Genomic DNA, 19,249 nt, shown 5'->3' on the forward strand with positions numbered 1-19,249 from the left:
TTTCCCGTCCCTTTTTTAGGGGACGGGTATTTTTATGTTCAGGTAAAATATTTGAAGTTTAAGAAGCACGAGCGAGCCGGTTCCGCTTTTCTATTAAAGGAGGTGAGCGCTGTGGACGATGGCGACGATGATAACAAAAACACATTCAACTATTTAGGAGGAATCAGATATGAATCAGAAGCGAGCGCTCATCGAAGAGTGCAAGAGTAAAGAAAATAAAGTTGTCACATTAAAAGGCTGGGTGAAGCGGATTCGTCATTTGGGAAGTGTGAGCTTTCTTTTATTGAGGGACCGCACAGGTGTTATACAATGTGTGTTGGAAAATGAATGGGCAGGATTCAAAGCGGAGACGGAAAGCGTTGTACAAATTACAGGGAAAATTGTTGCAACATCTAAAACGGAAACAGGCGTGGAAATGATAGCAGAGCATATCCAAATCCTAAACTCTGCGGCTCCATTGCCATTTGAAATGAATAAAAAGACTTTGTCGGCCGGTTTGGAGCACATCTTGAATCACCGCGTATTGTCTCTAAGGCATGAACGCGCAAACGCTGTTTTTAAAATCAAATCTGCATTTGCAGAGGCCTTCAGCAATTACCTTTCCGGACAAGGATTCACGAGAATCTTTACACCGAAAATCGTTTCACAAGGTGCGGAAGGCGGTGCAAACGTATTTTGGTTCAATTACTTTGGACAGAAAGCATACTTGGCGCAGTCTCCCCAGTTTTATAAGCAAATGATGGTAGCTGCCGGCTTTGAAAGAGTGTTTGAAGTTGCAGCAGTGTACCGGGCGGAAGAGCATAACTCATCCCGCCACTTGAACGAATACATTTCGCTGGATGCTGAAATAGGGTTTATTGAAAATTTTCATGAGCTAATGGAGATGGAAACGAATCTTCTGCAACATATGTTTCAAACCGTTTCACTTCATTTTCATGAAGAGTTGAAGTTATTCAACGCAGAAGTACCGGGAATTAAAGAAATTCCAAAGCTGACGCTGCAAGAAGCGCAAGAAATTTTGCAACGCACGTACAAAAAAGTCTCTCCCTCCGGAGACTTAGACACTGAAGGCGAAAAGCTGATTGGCAAATATATTAAAGAATCCTTCGGCAGCGACTTTGTCTTCATCACGCATTATCCAAAAGAAACGCGGCCGATGTACACGATGCCTAGCTCTCATAATCCTGCGCTGACAGAATCGTTCGACCTGCTATATAAAGGACTTGAAATCACATCGGGCGGCCAGCGTATCCATGAATACGAACAGCTTCTTGCATCGTTCAAAAGCAAAGGATTAGACCCAGAAAACTTTAAATCGTATTTGCACTCCTTTCAATACGGCTTTCCTCCGCATGGGGGTTTTGCAATCGGCTTGGAGCGACTCGTATTCAAATTTTTAAACTTAATGAATGTTCGCGAAGCAAGCGCGTTTCCAAGAGACTGCGGGCGTATTACACCGTAAGCGCATCAGAAAATAATAAGGAGCGGAAAATCCGCTCCTTATTATTTCCTTTATTTATAGCCCGCCTATATATGAGTGAATGATAATTTCGACATGTCCATGTGCTATGTGCAACCAAAAGGGAGTATTGTATGCTTCTTCTCTCTGATTTCCCCTTGCATGAACCACTACAAAGGTTTGACCGCTTCTGCACGTCGCCGGATGATCCCTCCCCACTATAAAAAGTCGGTTTTTTTATTCACTTGTATATATACGGATGTTTATTCTACGAAACTTAATGTCTAGACGTATAGTCTCATTTGTGATAGGTTCATTTTGTAAGTATTGTAAAAATATAGATTAAATAAAGGGAGATGAGAATATGAAACGTATTGCTTATGACATGACCACTTCAATTGTAACACTGTCATTCTTTGCGCCGATGGATCGGACTGCGCATTCCGAATCTGCGGATAACAGCACACCGCTTCAACAACCAACTGTTACTCAATCGCCCTCTAATCTGCAAGTAGATACAAATCTCTTCAACAACGGTTCTAGTGCCTTCCAAGCCTATGAACATCAAGGTACACTTTACATCACGAACAATGGCGTGGCGAGCAGTGAAATCTACATAAATGGGAAAATCATACCCGCTCACCAAATCTTCCACAGCAAAAACGGCAAAACGATGAAGCTCGATATAGGAAGATATACAGGAAACGGCACGAATACAATCCAATTCAAAAATATACAGCCGGAAGGAGCCTCCCTGCACGTGTCTATTCCATATCCCACTCTAATAAAAACTCCTAAAGAAGCAATTCATTCTTCCAAGATATTTCAAAGGGTAGATGAATTGATCGATCAAGAAGTAACGAACGGGTTCCCCGGCGCGGCGCTCATCGTTGTCAAGGATGGGAAAATCGTCAAAAACACCGCGTACGGCTTCGCAAAGAAATATGATGCTCACACTCTTTTACAGCATCCGCAAAAAATGAAAGAAGACACAATGTTCGACATCGCCTCCAATTCCAAAATGTACGCCGTCAATTATGCCCTGCAAAAGCTCGTGAGCGAAGGAAAAATAAACATCAATGCCCGCGTGCAAGACTACATTCCTGAATTCAAAGACGAGCCAACCGACCTTGTCAAAGGAAAGGATAAGCTGTGCCTCATTGATATTTTGCATCATTGCGCAGGATTCTTGGCTGATCCGCAATATCACAATCCAAAGGTATCAAAAGATTTATACTCCCAAGAACGCGACAAAACATTGCAGATGATGCTGAAAACGCCGCTTCAATATGAACACGGCACAAAGAACATATATAGCGACGTCGATTATATGCTCCTCGGGTATATCATAGAAAAAGTGACGGGGCAGCGGCTGGATGATTATGTGGAGAACACGATTTATAAACCTTTAGGGCTTACGCATACGCTGTTCAATCCGCTTCAAAAAGGATTTCAGCCGAACGATTTTGCTGCGACAGAATTGGCGGGCAACACGCGCGATGGCGTCATCAGCTTCCCGAATATACGCACGTATACGCTGCAGGGAGAAGTGCATGATGAAAAAGCATTCTACTCCATGAGCGGCGTTTCCGGCCATGCTGGGCTATTCTCCAGCACTGGTGATTTGGCAGTTTTGCTTCAAGTCATGTTAAATGGCGGCGGATACGGTAACGTAAAGCTGTTCGACCGCTCTGTCATCGATACGTTCGTTCAGTCGTCCTCCCTTAACCCGACATACGGACTCGGCTGGAGGAAAAACGCCGACAGCAGCATGAAGTGGATGTTCGGCCCGTATGCCAGCAGGAGCACGGTCGGACATACAGGCTGGACAGGTACGCTGACGGTAATTGACCCTGACAATAACTTGGGTATCGTATTATTGACGAACAAAAAGCACTCTCCATTGATCGACCCGAAGATAGACGCAAACAAGTTTGCGGGGGACGTCTTCCAGACCGGAAAATACGGGGCCGTGGTGACTCGCGTATACGAGGCGTTGGGCATCGCTCAAAAACAGTAAAGGAAAACGGGCAGCTGCGGCTGTCCGTTTTGTAATTGAACCTGCAAACTTTCTTTACATATGTGATATTGGTAAACTTAGGATACTACTGATCCCTAAGAGGTGACCGCAATGAAAAAAGCATTTTTGATAGGCACTGTCTTAATCGGCTTCGTATCAGGCTGTACCGAAACATCATCCGAGTCCCAGCCAGCAGTCCCGACCGCGAAACAAAGTGCCCAAAGTTTGAAAATAGAAGAAAAAATGATGGATATCGACGGGCAAACGATTTACTTCAAGAAAATCGGCAGCGACAAACCGCCTTTGTTGATGTTGCACGGCTACGGCGGTTCATCTGACGGCTTCCAAAAGATTTACCCTGCTCTCTCAGAACGATTCACCATCATTTCCGTCGATATATTAGGGTTTGGCAGATCGTCAAAGCCTGTGGATTTTCACTACTCCTTCCCGACCCAAGCTAATTTGTACTATAAGCTTATGACGAAAATGGGGTATACGAAATTCGCTGTTTTAGGCCATTCCATGGGCGGCGAAATCGGGATGAATGTAAGCTATCTCTACCCTGATGCCGTCACTCATCTCATTTTGACAGACGCGCCGGGCGCAGAATCCTTGACGGAAGGAAAACCAAGCAAGAAACCGAATCTCGACACATCATTAAAGAATGTATCGGACGCAAAAGATTACAACACTGCCGAAATTAAAAACGACCGTAAAGATAAGCTCCACTATGTTCAATTAAATATGCAAAGACCGAGACGCCTGCAAATCGCTGCGAAGGAATTAAAGCTGCCAATTCTCATCGTTTGGGGACGGAAGGACAGCAGCGTGCCTTGGCAAGACGGAGAAAAATATGATCGCCTTTTGCCGAACAGCGAGCTGCGGATTATTGAAGAAGGCTATCACGCTCCTTTCAGGCAGCAGCCGAAAGAGTTCATGAAATACATAAATGAATTTTTCGACAAGTACAACTGAAGCGTAAGAAGCTGTATGAAAGACGCAGCTTCTTACGCTTTGCTATTTCTCTGTTTCACCGATAGGCTTCGGAAACACCAGCGTGAAAACCGTCCCTTTTCCTTCTTCGCTTTCCACATGAATATAACCGTGATGCCCTTCCGCAAGTGTATTGCTAAACCTTAACACCAATAAAGACAATTGAAAGTTTTTTCATTGATTTTCCCTCTGTCAGTAATGCTCGTTGTTTTGACACGTTCATCTTATAATGCCGGGCGTATTTGTATAAGTTGTTTTGATGACAGTCTTATTAACAGTGTAAAAGATAACATGTTACCGTTGAGCAAACGATTTCCGTTACGCCCGTTACTGCGGAGTCAAGAAACTCACCATTTAAGCAAAACTTGATAATATCGCTTTAATGCGATTGTCAACTACTTCATAATAAATTTCTAATCCTTTTCGAGTGCCTGAAATGATTTTAGCAGTTTTTAGTTTGGATAAATGCTGACTAATTGTACTTTGAGGCAGCTTCAATTCTCCATACATTGTTGTTACATTAGTAGGGCCTTTTGTAAGCATTATTTCTACTAAGCTTAAGCGGACAGGATGTGCCAATACCTTTAATACTTCAGCGATATCTGTATACTTTTCTATTTTTTCTACCATATTTCTTTTCTCCTCTTTATATAAATATTATAAATATCACAATATAATATTCGAAGGAATATACGATTTTATGTCCGTCGTTTTTAAAAAAATTTAAACACCGCAAAAAAAAGATTCCCGATTTGGGAATCTTTTTTTTGTTTTAAAAATATATGATCTTTCTACCCTGCCGGTGTAAGCTTAATCGAAACCTTTTTGTTTCCTACCTTCACTTCTTCCGCTTCAAAAACTTGGTCGCTGATCAGCAGTTCTTTCATCAATAAGCTTTCCTGCAGCAAACCTTTATATTGCTCCACCGCACGCTTCATTTCCTCATCGGCATGCATAGCTATGTCGACGCGCATATTCACTGGCAAGTTCAATTTTTTGCGATACTCCTGAACGGCGCGGATAAACTCACGCGCCACCCCTTCTTGCACAAGTTCCTCCGATAACGTGACATCCATCATGACAGTATACTGCCCGTTGGACGCTGCTGCAAATCCTTCTTTCGGCACTTTTTCTACAAGAACATCCTCCATAGCGACGGTTACCGTTTCTCCCGGCGATACCTGTATTTCTTGTTTACCGCTCTCTATAAAACGCTGAGCGTCCGACTCTGATGCTTGCTCCAGCCATTTGTTGATGAGATTCGTTTGCTTCCCGAATTTCGGCCCCGCCTTTTTGAAATCAAGCTTCAGTTTATACGAAACGTATTCTCTTTCCTCTTGCTTCACATCGAACGCTTTTACATTCAGTTCATCCATGACGATATCTTTATAGGAGCTCCAGTCCATCTGTTCCCCTTTGCTTAAAAGCGTAAGGCTTGCCAGCGGCTGTTTCACTTTTAATGAGGTCGAATTTCGGATGCTTCGGCCGAGCTCCACAACTTGCAGAACCGCTTCCATTTCTTCTTGCAACTGTACTTGAATCAAGGATTCATCATATTCCGGATAGTCTGTGAGGTGTACGCTGTCACCTTCCAGATTGCTGTAAATATCCTCGGCGACGAACGGCGTAAACGGTGCCACCAATCGACTGATCGTGACCAGCACCTCATGCAGCGTTTCGTATGCAGCCGCCTTTTCGGGATTCATTCCGCTCGACCAAAAGCGATCGCGGGAGCGACGCACATACCAGTTGCTTACCTCTTCAACTAGTGCAGCGATGAAGCGGGCAGCATTGGTAAATTGATAGTCCTCCAGGTTTTCTCGTACGTGTTTTACTGTGCTGTGCAAACGGGATAAGATCCATTCGTCCAATTTATTTTTCTTTGCTTCATATTGATTCTTTGGATTGTATCCATCCAAATTTGCGTACAGTACGTAGAAGCTGTGTACATTCACCAGCGTATCCACGAGTTTGGATTTCGCTTCCTGCACAACCCGTTCCGAAAACCGTTTTGGATTCCACGGCGCGCTGTCTGCCAAAAGCGCCCATCGCAATGCGTCGGCTCCAAACTTTTGTACCAAGTCTGCAGGATCGAGAGCATTCCCCTTACTTTTAGACATCTTTTGACCGTTTTCATCCAGGATATGCCCAAGGGACAACACGCGTTTGTACGGCGCTTTTCCCGTAAACAATGTGGATACCGCAAGCAGGCTGTAGAACCAGCCTCGCGTTTGATCGATGCCCTCTGCAATCACATCAGCAGGGAATTGCTGCTTGAACAGTTCTTGATTTCGGAATGGAAAGTGATATTGTGCGAACGGCATCGAGCCGCTGTCAAACCAAACATCAATGACTTCCGGCGTACGTGCCATGGTACTGCCGCACTCGGAACAACAAAGCTTTACATCATCGACATATGGCTTATGCAACTCAATATCCTCCGGCACAGGATGTGCAGCAAGACTTCTCAATTCCTCTATGCTTTTCGGCGCCTGCTGATGTTTGCACTCCTCACATTGCCACACATTCAAAGGCGTTCCCCAATACCGCTTCCGGCTGATATTCCAATCTACGATTTGTTCCAGGAAGTTGCCGAACCGTCCGTGCTTGATGTGGTCCGGATACCATCTAACTTCTTCGTTGTTTCGCAGCAGTTGCTCCTTCAAGGAAGTCATTCGGATGAACCAGCTCTCGTTTGCGTAATACAGCAGAGGTGAATCACAACGCCAGCAATGAGGATAGCTGTGTTCATATTTTTCTTTATGGTATAACAGTCCTTTTTGAGCAAGATACCGCACAACATCCACATCGCAATCCTTCACGAACCGTCCTTCAAATAGAGGAACCTGGGATGTGTATCTCCCTTTCTCATCGACTACGTTTACAAAAGATAGACCGTTTTCTCGTACAACTTTGTAGTCATCTTCTCCGTAAGCGGGAGCGATGTGAACAATTCCCGTACCGCTTTGATCTGTAACATACTCCGCTGTTACCACTTCATGCCCTTTTTGTACTTCGACAAACTCAAACGGCGGCATATAAGAAAGTCCTGTCAATTCCGCCCCTTTGTGCATAGATAATACTTCGTATCCCTGCAGTACCTTCTCCGCAAGGGATTCTGCAACTATATAGATATCCTCTCCCTGTTTCGCCCGCACATAGTCCATGTCCGGGTGAACCGCTAACGCCACGTTTGCCGGAAGTGTCCAAGGTGTTGTCGTCCAACCGAGAAAATATTCGTTTTCCTTGTCTTTCCGTTTGAATTTAACTGTAGCCGTCAAATCCTTTACCGTCTTATATCCTTGCGCCACCTCATGCGAGCTCAATGACGTTTGGCAACTCGGGCAATATGGAGAAACTCTATGCCCTTTGTACAACAATCCTTCTTCATGAATCGTGCCGAGAATGTTCCATACACTCTCGATATACGAGTTATCCAACGTGATATACGGGGCTTCCATATCCACCCAGTAGCCGATTTGCTCCGTAAATTCACGCCATTGCTTCTCATACGTAAAGACGCTTTCCTTACATTTCTCGATGAAGGCTTCCACGCCGTATCGTTCAATTTCATGCTTTCCAGAGATGCCTAGCTGCTTTTCCACTCCCAATTCCACCGGAAGCCCATGTGTATCCCAGCCGGCCTTTCGCAGCACTCGATATCCCGTCATCGTTTTATATCGTGCAACAACATCCTTAATCGTTCTGCCCAGCGCATGCCCGACATGCGGCAATCCGTTCGCGGTTGGCGGCCCTTCGTAGAATACGAAAGTCGGATTGCCTTCTCGATTCCCAATAGATTTGTGGAATGTTTGCTGTTTTTCCCATTGCTTGCGAACACGCTGCTCTCTTTGTACAGCGGATTCTTTTACATTTACTTCTTTCACGTGATACCACTCCTTTTTATTGAGCTAAAAGCACACAAAAACCCGCCCCTGCAGAAGGGACGGGTTCAACCGCGGTACCACCCTAATTCTATTGACTAGTTTCTGTTCATCAATAGCACTCAGCCACGTACTGACATACGCGTTCCTTTTAACGGTAGACGCCCGTTCAAGCTTACTGTATTTTCGGCTTGACTTCTCGGAGAGGATATTCGGTCATGAACTGAACACCGGCTTGCAGCGAAATACCGGCTCTCTGTGGAACAGCTTCATCACGTACTTGTTCTCGTCAACGAATTTGTGTGCTTTTATTGCTTGCTATTATATGATGGAAATTATATCCTTGTCAATTTATTCTTAAAATATTTCATACTCTTTGTATATTCCAGCCATCCGACTGAGGTTTCTGCCCGCTCTACATTCTTAGAGACAGCGCTCCCCCCTTATTCCTAACAAAAAAGCAGTCTCTAAAAATGACTCTGCTCTAAAAATATGTTGGTTTACTGCCTTTATTTTTGAAGTTCAGACAAAAGCTCGAGAACACGCTCTTTTTTGAACACAAACTTAAAGGATTGACTATCTTTGAGGATTAGTTGAATCGCCCCGTTTAGCGGACCGCTGACTTCTTTGCACTCTTGAATGTCCGCTCGGCGAATACCAATCGCAAGTTGTATGTCCGAATTTAAATGCTGCTTATACACAAGAACTCTTTGATTCGTTACCGCCAAAACCATGGACATGTTATCTTTTGTAAGCCAAGAAATTTCAGGAAAAAGCTTCATTACCCAATTGGCAGGGGCTGTCCTCCCTCCCGCAATTGTAATAATTTCCTCATCACTTTCTAAATCTTGCATCACTCGCTCTTGATATTGAGTTGTAACGCTCATCATGTCTCTCCTCTCCAAATCAAATAGCCCCCCATTTCGTCACCATTAACGAACAGGTTGTGCCAACTCCAATGAAAATCCGACAAAAATAGGAATTGTTATATATTTTATACATCAAATAATATCATAAATTGAACCAAATACGGAAAATTATACTCAATCCTTTGCGACCTCTCTTCTGTATTCATACATAACCTCTTTTTTTCTAAAATAAGGATATCTTAATATTATGGATGAACAAGGAGAAAACCTGCAATATCTGCTTATTTAGTAGTTGCATTACATTGTTCAAAAAAAAAATCTCCTCCTAAAGACAATCACAAAATCTTTTTTAATATCCAAAATAGTTTCAATATTTTTGATACGCTATTAAGCGAAGACCATTTGTACCCAATAGTATAATAGAAATAACGTTACGATTGTTGTTGGTGGTATTACAATCAACGATACGCTCAAATAATCTTTCCATTTTACTTTAACCTTATTTTTTCTGAGGATATGCATCCAGATTAGGGAGGCAAGTGTCCCGATAGGCAAGAGTAAGGATCCCATGTCACTACCGATGATATTCGCGAGATAAATAGTTTTCAACGTGATTGGATCCAGTCCCATTTCTGTTAAAGTAATGGTTCCAACCATCAAAGCTGGATGGTTGTTGAATAGATTGGATAGAATGGAAACCAATCCCCCCATCACAAAGCTTGCATAAAATAATCCTTGATTTACAATCGGTTCACATAAATTTACCAGCATTGCTGTTAGTCCTGCATTATGGAGACCGTAAATAATCACGTACATAGAAAAGGCAAAAATCAGAATGTGCCAAGGTGTCTTCTTCAATATATCAACAGGATTTGTGCGTAAGTGGTACCATCTCCACGCAAGCAAAACGAGTGACCCGACTACCGCAACAAACTCAATTGGAATCGAGAGAAAAGATGCAACAAAGAGTAGACAGCGCATGATAAAAACAAACAGCAATACCTTTAACATAAACTTTGTACGTTGACGTTTGGTTTCAACCGGAATATGTCCTTTTAGCGGATGAAAATTTTTCACGAAAAACATTGCTTCTACATCATAGGATGAATTTGGTAACTTTTTTGGCAGTTTCTTTTTTACCACTACGTACATCAGCCATGACATAAACAACAACCCTAACGTTGCCGGTACAAACATCATCGCCGTGTGCATATAAAGTGTCATGTGAACAATATTTAATGCGATTAAATTGACAATATTGCTTACACCAATTGGAGCGCTGGAAGCTGTTGCAATAAGAGCCCCGCTTAAGAGATAGGGGATTTGTTGGTGTGGTTTTAACTGAAGATTTTTGAGGAGTAGAATTAAAATGGGGGTAGTGATTAGGATACTGCCATCGTTATTAAATAAAAGTGTCATCAAAAAACATAACAACTGAATGTACCAGTATAGACGGTGACCTGAACCTTTAGCTAAATTTGCAAGCCGTGCAGCTGCCCAGTGAAAGAAACCGAAGCTTTCTAGTATAACAGCCATGACAATCGTTGCGATAATAGTTATTGAGGCGCCGCCGATTTTACTGATAATGTCTAGAATATTAGCGCGGGATACAACGCCTGTTAATAAAATAATTCCCGCGCCAATTGCTGCTGGCCACGCTTCATTGATGCCCTTCGGTCTCCAAAATATCACTGCTGTTGTCATAAGAAACACCAAAACTGAAATTGTGATGTGAATATTCATTGGCCTATTTATTGCTCCTTCCTGCTTTTCAAGAACCTTAAGTAATTAGATATCTAATTCTATTTATATGCAACTCTATCAAGAAAGAAATAGACTTTAGACCTAATAGGCTCAATATGTATGTTTGTCCCTTATACTTTATTTCCGGATGAAATGGGTATTTGCCAGTTATATTTAAACCATGAATAAAAATGGAGGTCCTACCGCTGTAGGACCTCTTTATACATTAAGGTAAATGGGCAGACTTGATATGAGAAAGCTTTAAATACACTGTTTCGCCACTTGCAATTGCGAGTTCAATTATAGTATTACTAACTTTCTTTACTCATCCTATCTTCGTTGGGTCCTCTCCCATATCAAAAACCACAAGTTCCCCTTCCCACTTCTTTAATTGTTCTTCAAATGAACGAAGTAATGTTTACGCTTTAGAAAGAAAATTGAGAAAAGAAAAAGCTAGATATTAGACTAGTTATTTCAATATGTACGTTTGCCCCTTATACTTTATTTTTGGATAAAATGGGTATTTGCCGGTTATATAACCATGAATAAAAATGGGAAACTTGTCCAATCTCTTTCTATCTATTTACATAATATGTTTTATAACAATAATAGAGGAGAAATAAATACTATGAATTTATTAAAAAAGTTTTTTATTATCGGGATTGGATCTAATCTAGTTGTGGTGCTTGCTATGTTGCTCCTTCCTGCTTTTCTTATTACAGATCATGTTGAAGTTTTTGAAAAATTGACATCCTACATTTCAAAAGAATAATTTTATTTATACACTCTTATAAGAAATGAACAAAAACCTTGTCAGAAAATCTGACAAGAAAACCTTCAAACCATGAAAATGTATTTATAATGATAACAAAGATCTCGTCATCTTGGTCCCCCAATACATTGACGACGTTTGCCGTCCAGCTGTTGCAGCCGGGCGGTCTTTTTTGTTGATAGTCATACGAGATAATGAAATAGTCTTCATTTCATATTTCTCCCGCATATACATAACAAAAAATCCCTTTTTATGGTAAATTAAAAGAAAGGGATTTTTTGTGAGAGGGAGGATTGTTTATAGCTTTTGTACTGCTTTTAGATGTTCTTGTAAAGATGGAGCGGATTTCAAGAGAATACAGCTAGCTGAAGATTTATTTTCAAATTACATACACAGTCAAAAATTGAACAACAACTCGTTCATCATCAAGGAATATATTCTTACAGTTGAGACACTAAATGCTTGGAGGTATTGCCATGAACGAATAGATTTTAAGTATAACAACTTTCAATACATTACGTTACATGCACCAGAAGGGGGAAACTATATATAGTGGGGCGAGATCATCCGGCGACGTGCAGAAGCGCTCAAACCCTTGTAGTGGTTCATGCAAAGGTAAACCAGAGAGAAGAAGCACGCAATACGCCCTTTTGGTTGCACATAGCACATGGAAATGTCGAATTTATTATTCACTCATATACGGAAGAAGCGTTTGTGATTTCCATTAGATGCATTAAGAGCGGTTTTCAGCTTCTTTTTCTACAAACGCAGCGTTTCCAATAGTTTCCACATGAACCTTTTCTTTTTTCAAGATTTCTTCAACATGCGCACTCTCTTGAAATTGCCGTTTATAGATTGTAACATCTTCTAAAGCGGTCGGATGCTTAACGATTTCAATATGTTCTTCGCTGACAGGAATTCGGATTATCTCCGTATGTCCTTTCATTTTATCCGGATTTTCTGCATCGAAAACCTTCCTCTCAATCACAAGCTCCTCACGATTCACAGGCACGACGATAATTTTTTCTTCCGTGACAACCTCTTTACGCACGATCACATCCCCTGTTTGTACCCGTGTCTTGAAAATATCCAACTGTTCTTCACAAAGCTTCAGCTTTACATCATGCCCCGCATCCATCCCTTTTACAGTTTGAGCCTTTTCTTGATCAAGCTCCAATTCCTTTGTCATACCCCATCCTCCATCATCGCCTTCATATACGCCGCAGATTTTCCAACCCGAGATATGTAACCAAAAATGCCGGCTTCAAGCACTTTTGAAAAAACACCTCACAAATCGTAGGCATAATTTGTGAGGTGTTTTCTCCATTTAATACGCGCCCTAGTGACGGGGATCATCCTCGTCAGCAACTACATGAGGGTCGCCAGTTGTATCTACACGAGCTTCTTCTCTTTTTAGGGTCTCTTCTATGTGTCGCGTTTCTTCTACTTCACGTTTATAAGCGGAAACTTCCCCTGTTATCACAGTATGTTTCCCAACTTCAACTCGCTCCTCGCTGACAGGAATATGAATGGTTTCTTCAGCACTGATAGGGGAATCACTCACTTCATGGTCGATTGCTCTTCTCTCAATAACAACTTCCTCATGGGTAACAGGAACGTCAACGATCTTCCGTTCTTCTACAATCTCCTTGCTTAGGGTTACCTCTCCTGTTTCTACCCGATTTTTCGAGATATCCAGTTCCTCTTGGTGAAGACGCAGTTTTCCATCGTCAACAGTTTCAGCCCTCTCACGTCTTTCTTCTTTCTCATCGTCAAAGAATCCGAAAAATTCGCTCATAGTTACCTCCATTAATCATGTAATTTGATGCCCATGACTATATTGCTCTTTCGGACTGTATGTTATTCCGCCTATAATCTGGAAAGTTGACTTGTTTTAAGAACAAGACAGCATCTCATCGATTTAGCTTTGTTGATACATATCGCATACATAGCGGTCTTCATTACTCAAAAGAAAAGACGCCTCCTTACATCCGACGTTCTAAATTTGCCTCTCAAACAAAGCATTCCGATTGTTATATTTCGTAACCTTCCGAAGGACAAATACATTTCCTGCAAGCAGAACAACACCAATGAAAAACAGCAAAAGAGGACTGATCAATAACAAGCCCGTTGCTTGTGCCACAACAAGTGCAACAATTGGCAAAATCACCGTACTGCCGAGCTGCTGCGCCGCTTGAAAGCTTCGTACGCGAGCTGAAATGAGTACGTTAATTAAAATGGTGAATAGCGCCACAAGCGGCGACAACCAAAAAACAAGAAGAAGCCAGTTCGCATTCGGAAAAATAATCTTATCAAACATTCCTGCTGTAGCGATGTTCACAACAATGCCAAACAGTATAAAACTTACAATAGATATAGTAATAGCAGGAAGAAAGGCAGACAACACTTTTCCGACAAACAGCTCTTTTACCGTAATTGGTGCAAATAGAAGACTTTCGAGTGTTCTTCTTTCTTTTTCTCCAACGAAGCTGTTCGCTGCAACCATCATGGAATTTAAACACGGAATGATTAAAAACATAGACCCTAACATATAGTTCACCATAACGTATATAATTTGATGATTAATGCTCGGCAGGCTCTCCAGCTTTGTTTTCGTTTCCCCCTGCGGCAGCGCTTTTAGAATTGTTGCCACAAATTTAGCTGTGTCATTCGAATCAATAGGAGCCCACTTGGCAGTTAAGATGAGTATGAGCGGGAGAATTACACATAAAATAAGGGGAAGAAGTACCATGCCAAGCCAAATTTGGCTGTTTGTTGTAATAGCTTTCATATCTTTGTACGCAATCGTCCAAATGATCGATTTATTCATAGCTATTCCCCCTAATCGCAAAGTACAGGGATTCTAAATCGCGGTTCTCGATTTCCACATGATGCACCCAAGTTTCTTGAGACAACGCTTGAATGAGATTTGTAATGGCATTCTTGTGAGGGAGACGAAAGCGCACTCTTCTTTCATCTATTCTTTCAAATGGATATCCGGCATATTGCGTCCCTTGGACCGATAGCCCCGTTTCCACCTTTAATACAACATTCCGAATATAACGCTCTTCTAATTCTTCTTTCGTTCCTCTTTCTAGTATTCTTCCTTTTTCTAAAAATAAATATGTATCACATACCGTCTCCATCTGATGCAAAATATGCGAGCAGAGTAAAACAGTAGTTCCTTCTTGTTCACTTAATTTTTTAATATATCTCATGACAAGATGAATTCCTTCCGGGTCAAGTCCATTCGTCGGCTCATCAAGAAACAGAAGCGAGGGACGATGAAGCAAAGCCTTAATCATTCCCAAGCGGCGCTTCATACCAGTACTGTATGTCCCGACTTTCTTGTGCTGGTGCATATCTAATTGAAATTCCTCTAACAGCTGCTGAATCCGTTTTACCTCATAGGATCGGTACAGCTTGGCGAAGAATAGCAAATTTTCTAAACCGCTCAGCTCATAATATAAACCTGCTCCTTCTGTCAAAATACCGCTCATGCGCCGAATATCATGCCCGTTCTCTACAGGATTCCATTCTCCAATACGCATTTCTCCGCCATCAGGGTCGATTACACCGTTTAACAGACGAATAATGGTCGTTTTCCCGGAGCCATTAGGACCGAGGAGTCCAACTGTTTCTCCTTGTTGTACATGAAAGCTGACGTTCTCAAGCACAAGCTGCTTTTCAAAGCTTTTCCTAAGCTCGCTCACTTCAATAAACATACCCTTTCACCTTCTTCATGTTTTATATCATACATTTAGACGATTATCTAAATTTATCAATCACATTATACAGGATATTTTATCTATTCTGAATCATTTCTTTACCAATGACTCGTTCAAGCCCTAACTTCTTCATGCTGTCTACAACATTCTGCATAGCTGTAGACAAGAAGTGCGGGTTGCCAATTACTTTTGAGAACGGATTATCTGATTTACGGACTTGGTTTAACGCAATAATAACAGCCCCTGTGCCTTTCATCGCTCTCACACGTCTTCTTTTTTTCTCTGGTGTTCCTTCAAAAATCGTTACTTTGTCTGAGTTGACCTCAGATAACTTGCTTTTATCTCGAACCAAGACATGAACCTCGTAACCCCGCTCAAATGCTTATTTCAGCGCAAGACCACCCGTTCGGTCTGTTGCACCTAGCAATAGTATTTTCATTTTATCCCCTCCATTATATTCGTATTGCTCTATGCTCGCATCACGAATCGCTTGATCCATGAAGCCAGCCGATTAAGCTTCTCTTGATCTCGGGACACAAACGCCACTTGAAATTCTTCTTTTCCAAATCACTTTGCAATGGAGTATCCAAATCCTGGGCCAGCTCCAATAATTGCAATGGTTTTCATCCAATCCTCGCCCCATTGTTTATCTATCTAACAAGCATTGCAAAAACAAGAAAAATTTTTAAACATTTATCGATAAACCACAAAATTCAGATCAAGTTATTTACGGAACAAGATTTTATCTAGTTGATCAGAATAGAAATGTTGTAAAAAGTCACTCAGGTCTCCAAAACACGCCTTACGAAGAGATAATCGGAGATATAAAAAGGATTCAATAAAAATACTTTAGTAATTACCGACAATCTGGAATATATAAACTAAAAAGAGGCGGACTCAAAATTGAGTCAACCTCTTAAGACGATTACTCGCCTGTTTCAGCAAACTTCTGGATACGCGCTTCGATTTCATCGCGAACACGTTGGAATTCGCTCCATTCCTTGCCTGCCGGATCGTCAAAGCCCCAGTGAACACGTTTTACATGATGAGGGGTTACAGGACAATGATCTGCTGCATGACCGCATAATGTAACTACTAAATCAGCGTTATTAAGAATTTTAGGGTCAATCACATCAGAAGTTTGATTCGAAATATCGATTCCCGCTTCTTTCATTGCCTTTACAGCATTTGGATTTAATCCATGAGCTTCAAGTCCTGCACTGCGTACTTCCCACTCATCTCCAAGATGCTTTTTCGCCCACCCTTCTGCCATTTGGCTACGGCAAGAATTTCCTGTGCATAAGAAGTAAATTGTTTTTTTGTTTTTCATTTTTCATATCTCCTTTAGTACGTGATCTAGTAGCTTGTTACTTACTCATGCATAAACTTATAAACGAAAGTCGCTGCAATCGCACCTAGTATGGTAGCAACGATATAAATCCAAAGATGTTCGAGGTGACCTGACACGATTGCCGGTCCAATGGAACGTGCGGGATTCATGGATGCACCGCTTATCGGTCCACCAAACATGGCTTCCAGCCCGACCGTGGCTCCAATCGCAAGTCCGGCGAATGATTTGACCGCTTTTCCATGAACAGCCGATCCTAAAATGATCATCATCAGAAAAAAAGTAAGAATAAATTCCAAACCAAACGATTGCCTCTCTGTTCCTCTCGGTAACGTTGCGCCTAGCTTGGCGACATTTCCAAACAACAAAAGCGTCGTCATACTTGCCAGTATCGCACCTAATAGTTGAACAACCACATACGCTATCGCATCCCGCTTGTTCATATCTCCATATAGGAAAAATCCAATCGTGACAGCTGGATTAAAATGCGCACCTGAGATATGTCCAAATGTATAAATGAGTGCAGTTACGACAAGTCCAAAGGTTAACGCAATTCCCATATGCGTCAAGCTCTGTGTGATTTGATCAATCACAACAGCTCCAGGTCCAGCAAAAACTAAAAAGTACGTTCCCAAAAATTCTGCAGTTAGTTTTTTCTTCATGCATGAACTCCCCCGTATTCCCACTAACAATTAATTACAACATGTGTTTGAAGCGCAATTCAGAATGACCTGGATCTTGTCATTTTGATCTGGTACATGTTCTAAAATATCTTCAATTAGTGCATATAAATCACTTTGTAAGTTAAGGGAATAATAAATCCACTGCCCTCTTCGCTCTTCCCTCACAAGTCCCGCATCCTTTAATTTACGCAAATGCTGACTCACGGAAGGCTGACTCATATCAAACACTTCCAAAAACTCGCACACACAACATTCTCGATGCTTTAAAATCCCCACCATCGTCAAACGCGTTTTGTCACCTAACAGTTTCAACGCTTGAGACACTCGCTCTACATCCATCATGTTTTTTTCCACCCCAACACCTCTAAGTCATTACGATATAGTTATTTGCTTATATATTAGGCAAAAATAAAAGGCGGTATGCACCTTTTTACTCACTCCCGTAAGTTCTTGCGCTTTTCGCCATATGTAGAGCAGCGTTTCGTTACCATCTCCGTTCCTTCTTTGCCTTTCATAAACATAAGTATATAACCAGATGCTTATATAAGTAAGAGCAAACGCTTCGACTTTACATAACTTTTACATTAGAATATCCCCTGCTTTTCCTGCAGCAGGACCACACAGGGCAATCTCTATATAGAAACTTCTCGGCAACCCTTTTTTTTATTTCTGTTGGATTTTATACGTGATTTTAAAATTTGTAATTCTTTCATCGCTTCTGCCCATCGCAACCATGCATCTTGTTTGATATGAGTCACTTCAGGATACTTACGTTTTGTAATTTTTCAATGATGTCAATACATATAGTTTTTGATTAATTCGAATTGTATTGGGGGATACTTTTACGTGAGGTGATAGAATGGAACTAAATCGCGTAAAAGAAATCCTTTCCTCTCCTGAAGAAATTTCCGTACACTATCATGGTGTTCCTATTTGGATTGACAGCGTTGATGAAACTTCAAGTATGGCAACAATCTGTGCTAGAGGAACTCATGATGAAAAACGACTTGTTTCCATCGATGCGTTGAAAGAAAAATAAAAAAGCGCGGGAATTGATGCGCGCTTTTTTTGTTTATTGCCCTTTTAAACCAATCGATGTTCTATTTATGATTAACTTGTAAACATATCTATTTTTTATCTACATAGAATTTTTATCATTTAGAAAATTATGCTATGGAATTAAAATGATTATTAATGTGTTTTTTAAATGATTTTAGCTAAAGCATCTTCATCGTTTGACAAAATCCTAATCTGCCATTATTATCACTATCAATTCGAACTTATTTATAGGAGAGATAAAGATGAAAATTTATGTTGATGCAGATGCTTGTCCGGTAAAAGATATTATTATCTCTGAAGGTACGAATGCTGAAATTCCTGTTATCCTTGTTACTAGCTTTTCTCATTTTTCTAATGCGGAACAACCATCAGGAGTGGAAACCATTTATGTTGATTCTGGAGCAGATGCTGCGGATTATCGGATTATGAAGTTAGCAGAAAAAGGAGATATAATCGTTACGCAAGATTATGGTCTTGCTTCGCTAGGTTTAGCAAAAGGGTGTACGGTTCTTCACCATAATGGGTATAGCTATACAAATGAAAACATTGACCAATTATTACAAACACGTTATTTGAGTGCAATGGCTCGAAAAAGCGGAAAGCGTACAAAGGGGCCAAAACCATTTACATCAGAAGATAGGGAGAAATTTAGGGGGCTTTTTAAAAGAGCGATTTCACGTTAAAAAAGAAC

At 41.3% G+C, this 19,249-nt stretch carries 17 protein-coding genes, 1 pseudogene and 2 other annotated features (1 of these 20 only partly in view); of the genes and pseudogenes, 6 read left to right on the forward strand and 12 right to left on the reverse strand.

The genetic code is table 11. From position 1 onward, the window contains the following. Positions 1-15, forward strand: a binding site (T-box leader) (it extends 190 nt beyond the left edge of the window). A gap of 154 nt (positions 16-169) precedes the next feature. The 3 genes from aspS (at position 170) to H540_RS0104865 (ending at position 4,454) form a co-directional block, all read left to right on the forward strand. Next, positions 170-1,462, forward strand: coding sequence for an aspartate--tRNA(Asn) ligase (gene aspS, locus H540_RS0104855; protein ID WP_028399667.1), 1,293 nt, complete (start codon positions 170-172; stop codon positions 1,460-1,462). Positions 1,463-1,823: 361 nt separating this feature from the next. Further along, positions 1,824-3,479, forward strand: coding sequence for a penicillin binding protein PBP4B (gene pbp4b, locus H540_RS0104860; RefSeq protein ID WP_245592169.1), 1,656 nt, complete (start codon positions 1,824-1,826; stop codon positions 3,477-3,479). Between the two features lie 111 nt (positions 3,480-3,590). After that, positions 3,591-4,454 (forward strand): alpha/beta fold hydrolase, encoded by an 864-nt coding sequence (locus H540_RS0104865; protein ID WP_028399669.1) that lies wholly within the window; start codon positions 3,591-3,593, stop codon positions 4,452-4,454. A 372-nt stretch (positions 4,455-4,826) separates the two neighbouring features. Here the strand turns inward: H540_RS0104865 and H540_RS0104875 are convergent, their stop codons facing one another. From H540_RS0104875 to H540_RS0104890, 4 genes are all read right to left on the reverse strand, one after another. Continuing rightward, the gene (locus tag H540_RS0104875; protein ID WP_028399670.1) at positions 4,827-5,102 is read right to left on the reverse strand and encodes an ArsR/SmtB family transcription factor; all 276 of its coding nucleotides are present in this window, start codon (positions 5,100-5,102) and stop codon (positions 4,827-4,829) included. A 161-nt stretch (positions 5,103-5,263) separates the two neighbouring features. Further along, positions 5,264-8,359, reverse strand: coding sequence for an isoleucine--tRNA ligase (gene ileS / locus H540_RS0104880; protein WP_028399671.1), 3,096 nt, complete (start codon positions 8,357-8,359; stop codon positions 5,264-5,266). A 52-nt stretch (positions 8,360-8,411) separates the two neighbouring features. Beyond that, positions 8,412-8,658, reverse strand: a binding site (T-box leader). A gap of 207 nt (positions 8,659-8,865) precedes the next feature. Further along, a complete protein-coding gene (locus H540_RS0104885) occupies positions 8,866-9,243 on the reverse strand; it encodes a hypothetical protein (protein WP_028399672.1) in 378 nt (125 codons plus the stop codon). A 369-nt stretch (positions 9,244-9,612) separates the two neighbouring features. After that, a complete protein-coding gene (locus H540_RS0104890) occupies positions 9,613-10,968 on the reverse strand; it encodes an arsenic transporter (RefSeq protein WP_028399673.1) in 1,356 nt (451 codons plus the stop codon). A 628-nt stretch (positions 10,969-11,596) separates the two neighbouring features. Between H540_RS0104890 and H540_RS32965 the strand changes: the two genes are divergently transcribed. Continuing rightward, positions 11,597-11,740, forward strand: a complete 144-nt coding sequence (locus H540_RS32965) for a hypothetical protein (protein WP_155890946.1) — start codon at positions 11,597-11,599, stop codon at positions 11,738-11,740. Between the two features lie 733 nt (positions 11,741-12,473). Here the strand turns inward: H540_RS32965 and H540_RS29020 are convergent. From H540_RS29020 to H540_RS0104945, 8 genes and pseudogenes are all read right to left on the reverse strand, one after another. Further along, positions 12,474-12,929: a YsnF/AvaK domain-containing protein gene (locus tag H540_RS29020; RefSeq protein WP_051316997.1), complete on the reverse strand. Its 456-nt coding sequence runs from the start codon at positions 12,927-12,929 to the stop codon at positions 12,474-12,476. 150 nt (positions 12,930-13,079) lie between these two features. Beyond that, positions 13,080-13,538: a YsnF/AvaK domain-containing protein gene (locus tag H540_RS0104910; protein ID WP_028399674.1), complete on the reverse strand. Its 459-nt coding sequence runs from the start codon at positions 13,536-13,538 to the stop codon at positions 13,080-13,082. A 201-nt stretch (positions 13,539-13,739) separates the two neighbouring features. Next, a complete protein-coding gene (locus H540_RS0104915) occupies positions 13,740-14,570 on the reverse strand; it encodes an ABC transporter permease subunit (protein ID WP_028399675.1) in 831 nt (276 codons plus the stop codon). Beyond that, positions 14,563-15,465 carry an ABC transporter ATP-binding protein gene (locus tag H540_RS0104920; protein WP_028399676.1) on the reverse strand — a complete coding sequence of 301 codons (903 nt, stop codon included), beginning with the start codon at positions 15,463-15,465 and terminating at the stop codon, positions 14,563-14,565. The genes H540_RS0104915 and H540_RS0104920 overlap by 8 nt, the downstream gene beginning before the upstream one ends. 79 nt (positions 15,466-15,544) lie before the next feature. After that, a pseudogene (locus H540_RS0104925) lies at positions 15,545-15,832 on the reverse strand (NAD(P)H-binding protein); the annotation flags it as partial. A 561-nt stretch (positions 15,833-16,393) separates the two neighbouring features. Further along, entirely contained in the window at positions 16,394-16,798 is a 405-nt protein-coding gene (arsC, locus tag H540_RS0104935) for an arsenate reductase (thioredoxin) (RefSeq protein WP_028399678.1), read from the reverse strand. A gap of 41 nt (positions 16,799-16,839) precedes the next feature. Then, a complete protein-coding gene (locus tag H540_RS0104940; protein WP_028399679.1) occupies positions 16,840-17,478 on the reverse strand; it encodes an MIP/aquaporin family protein in 639 nt (212 codons plus the stop codon). 30 nt (positions 17,479-17,508) lie between these two features. Further along, positions 17,509-17,841, reverse strand: a complete 333-nt coding sequence (locus H540_RS0104945) for an ArsR/SmtB family transcription factor (RefSeq protein WP_425388088.1) — start codon at positions 17,839-17,841, stop codon at positions 17,509-17,511. Positions 17,842-18,358: 517 nt separating this feature from the next. Between H540_RS0104945 and H540_RS0104950 the strand changes: the two genes are divergently transcribed. Then, complete coding sequence (locus tag H540_RS0104950; RefSeq protein ID WP_028399681.1) at positions 18,359-18,538, forward strand: H-type small acid-soluble spore protein; 180 nt, start codon at positions 18,359-18,361, stop codon at positions 18,536-18,538. Between the two features lie 262 nt (positions 18,539-18,800). After that, positions 18,801-19,241 (forward strand): YaiI/YqxD family protein, encoded by a 441-nt coding sequence (locus H540_RS0104955; RefSeq protein WP_028399682.1) that lies wholly within the window; start codon positions 18,801-18,803, stop codon positions 19,239-19,241. Positions 19,242-19,249 lie beyond the last annotated feature (8 nt).

The sequence above is a fragment of the Ectobacillus panaciterrae DSM 19096 genome (assembly GCF_000430785.1).
Taxonomy (GTDB): Bacteria; Bacillota; Bacilli; order Bacillales; family Bacillaceae_G; genus Ectobacillus; species Ectobacillus panaciterrae.